The 2,391-nt window shown below is 70.9% G+C and carries 1 protein-coding gene and 1 pseudogene; one reads left to right on the forward strand and one right to left on the reverse strand.

The features are described from left to right. Window positions 1–1,059, reverse strand: a pseudogene (locus AB0O29_RS35105) (hypothetical protein); the annotation flags it as partial. A gap of 435 nt (window positions 1,060–1,494) precedes the next feature. Here AB0O29_RS35105 and AB0O29_RS35110 point away from each other — a divergent pair. Next, window positions 1,495–1,944, forward strand: coding sequence for a spore-associated protein (locus tag AB0O29_RS35110; RefSeq protein ID WP_365160278.1), 450 nt, complete (start codon window positions 1,495–1,497; stop codon window positions 1,942–1,944). Window positions 1,945–2,391: the final 447 nt, after the last annotated feature.

Genomic DNA, 2,391 nt, shown 5'->3' on the forward strand with positions numbered 1-2,391 from the left:
GGCGCTCCATGTCAGGCCGTGCCAGCAGGCATACATCTCCACCACGAGGTCGTGAGGTGCTTTGTCCCCGTACTGGCACAGGGTCAGCTTGACGAAGAAGTCCTCGTCGGCGGCCAGCAGGTCCACGACATCAGCGGGGAGGCGTTCCAGCATCGCGATGCTCCGGCGCAGCAGGACATGGCCCGAGCGGGCCGCCCGACGCGCGACCTGCGGCTCATGGCCGCGCTCTGCGATCCAGCGAGGCGGCACGTGGTAGCCGTGCGGTACGACATAGGCGATGGCTGAGCGCTGTTCCTCGGTGAGATCCTCGCGCATCGACAGGGCCAGCCGGACCGCGTTGTCGGGATCGGCGGCCAGCCGCAGCGCCAGCTCGACCGGGACCTCCGGGTCTTGGGCGGCAGCACGGCGCATGTCCGGGTCGGGATCCCGTACACGTGCTTCGGCCGGGAGCGTCGGCCTGGGATGGGGTTCCGGTCCACCGGGGCGCACCTTGGCGACGGCGTCCCGAACCTTGGGATCCGGATCCGCGAGGAGACGCTCCTGAACGGAGGCCGGGAGCTTCGGCCACGACTCCGGGGTGAGGGCCGCTGCTCGGACGCCGGCGTCTTCGTCCCCGGCCAGGCGCTCTCGGACCACAAGGGGCAGGTCCAACCGCCCTACGGCTCGCCGAACCCGCACCTCGCCGTCGTTGGCCAGTACGTCGAAGACGCCATCGGGTACGCGCCGACCGAAGTCGTCGGCCAGAAGCGCGTACCGCAGTCGCACCCGGGGTTCCGGGTCCCGGGCGAGCGCCGCCAGGGCGTCCACATCGGCGTTGCCGTTCTCAAGCAGCGAGAGCCGGTCCTCGATCCTCGGGGAGGCGGCCAGGACAGCTGTCTTCTCCCTGTCGAGGTGACAGATCCTGAGCCAGGGGGAGGCGCGGCCGGGCAAGTCTTCAGCCGAAAGCAACCGTGCCAGGGCAGAACCGCTCAGCGCGGTATTCCACATCAGCCCCTCAACCCACTTCTGCCCCAACCCGTTGCCCACCGCACTCGGAAGTGCATCCCCACCCAGCTCCATGTGCCCATTCTCCACCGTGGGGGGATGCGCGGCAGGGCCGACGTCCGGAGAGCAGTGCAGGTGCTCCCCACCGGCGCTCCAGCCGGTCGACCTCGTCCAGGGCCTCCTGCCTGTGCGGGGTCCCGATCGCGTTGTGGAGGTCTGCGGCGCCTTCGCCGCGGCAGCAGCCCGGCCGGCGTGGGTCGCCGGCCGGACCTCGTCGCGGATCCGCTGATCGGCTTCCGCGGTCAGCTGCTTGAGGCTCGTCCGCATGCCTACCTCAGGGCACCTGAGGCCCCGTCACCGGCCGAGGGATCGCCGCCGCGATCGCCTGCGGTTTGTAGGCCGTCCGGGTGATGTGGTCCCACTTCTTGCGGATGACGCGCAACCGTTGCGCCGTCCTGTATGTCACATGATGCAGGAGCCATCAACTCCACTGAGCACAGGGGGAAACACGTGCGATTCACCCGTTCCGTCCTGACCACCTCCGCATTCGCCGCCCTGGCCCTGGGGGCCACGACCGCGCTGGCGGCGCCCGCCTCCGCCGCGCCCAGCACCACGCCGCAGAAGGTCTGCGGAAGCGCCTACAAGACCGTGAACTCGGCCGCCATCGGCTCGCTGGGCACCGTCTACCTCACGTACAACGCCGCGAACGGCAAGAACTGCGTCGCGACCATCCGCAACAACCCGGGTGCCGCGGTGGACATGGCCCTGTGGATCGAGGTCCCCGCAACCAACGAGCGGGGCGAGGACTTCGGCCGGTACACCTCGTACGCGGGCCCGGCCTACGTGTACGGCAAGGGTCACTGCGTCGACTGGGGCGGCGGCATCAGCAACGTGCACGTGCAGGTGTACAACTCCAACTGCGGCACGGCCAAGGAGCGGCGGGTCACCGAGGTCCGCTGACCAGGGCTCCTGCTGACGGCGACGTTCCATGCCGTCGTGCTGTCTTGTGGTCGTCGCGGGCAGGATCTATGACCCCGACGACCACACTTGAACGTCCGTGGTCCGGCTCGCCCCGGCACAATCGCCGAGAGGCCGTCGACGCCGAGGTGGTGCGTGCGGGCGAAGGGCCCGCCCCACCTCCGCCTCCTGACGCCAGCGGCCTCCGGCCATGGGGAAGGCACCCCCGGGCGACCGCCGCCCGGGGGCGGCCCGCGCCTCCCGCCAGGGGCCCGGGTGGCGTGCCGCTGCTCGCGGACTACGCTGGAAGCTAGGTGATCGTTCCGCGCCGGACGCCGGACGCCGGACGCCGGACGCCGGGGCCGGGTGGCCGGTCCGGGGGCGGATGGGGGTTGTACGCCGTCGAGCGCGGCCGGCCCGCTGGAGGTGCTGTGCGCCCCACCCTGTCCA

Source organism: Streptomyces sp. NPDC089915, assembly GCF_040684675.1.
Classification (GTDB): Bacteria; Actinomycetota; Actinomycetes; order Streptomycetales; family Streptomycetaceae; genus Streptomyces.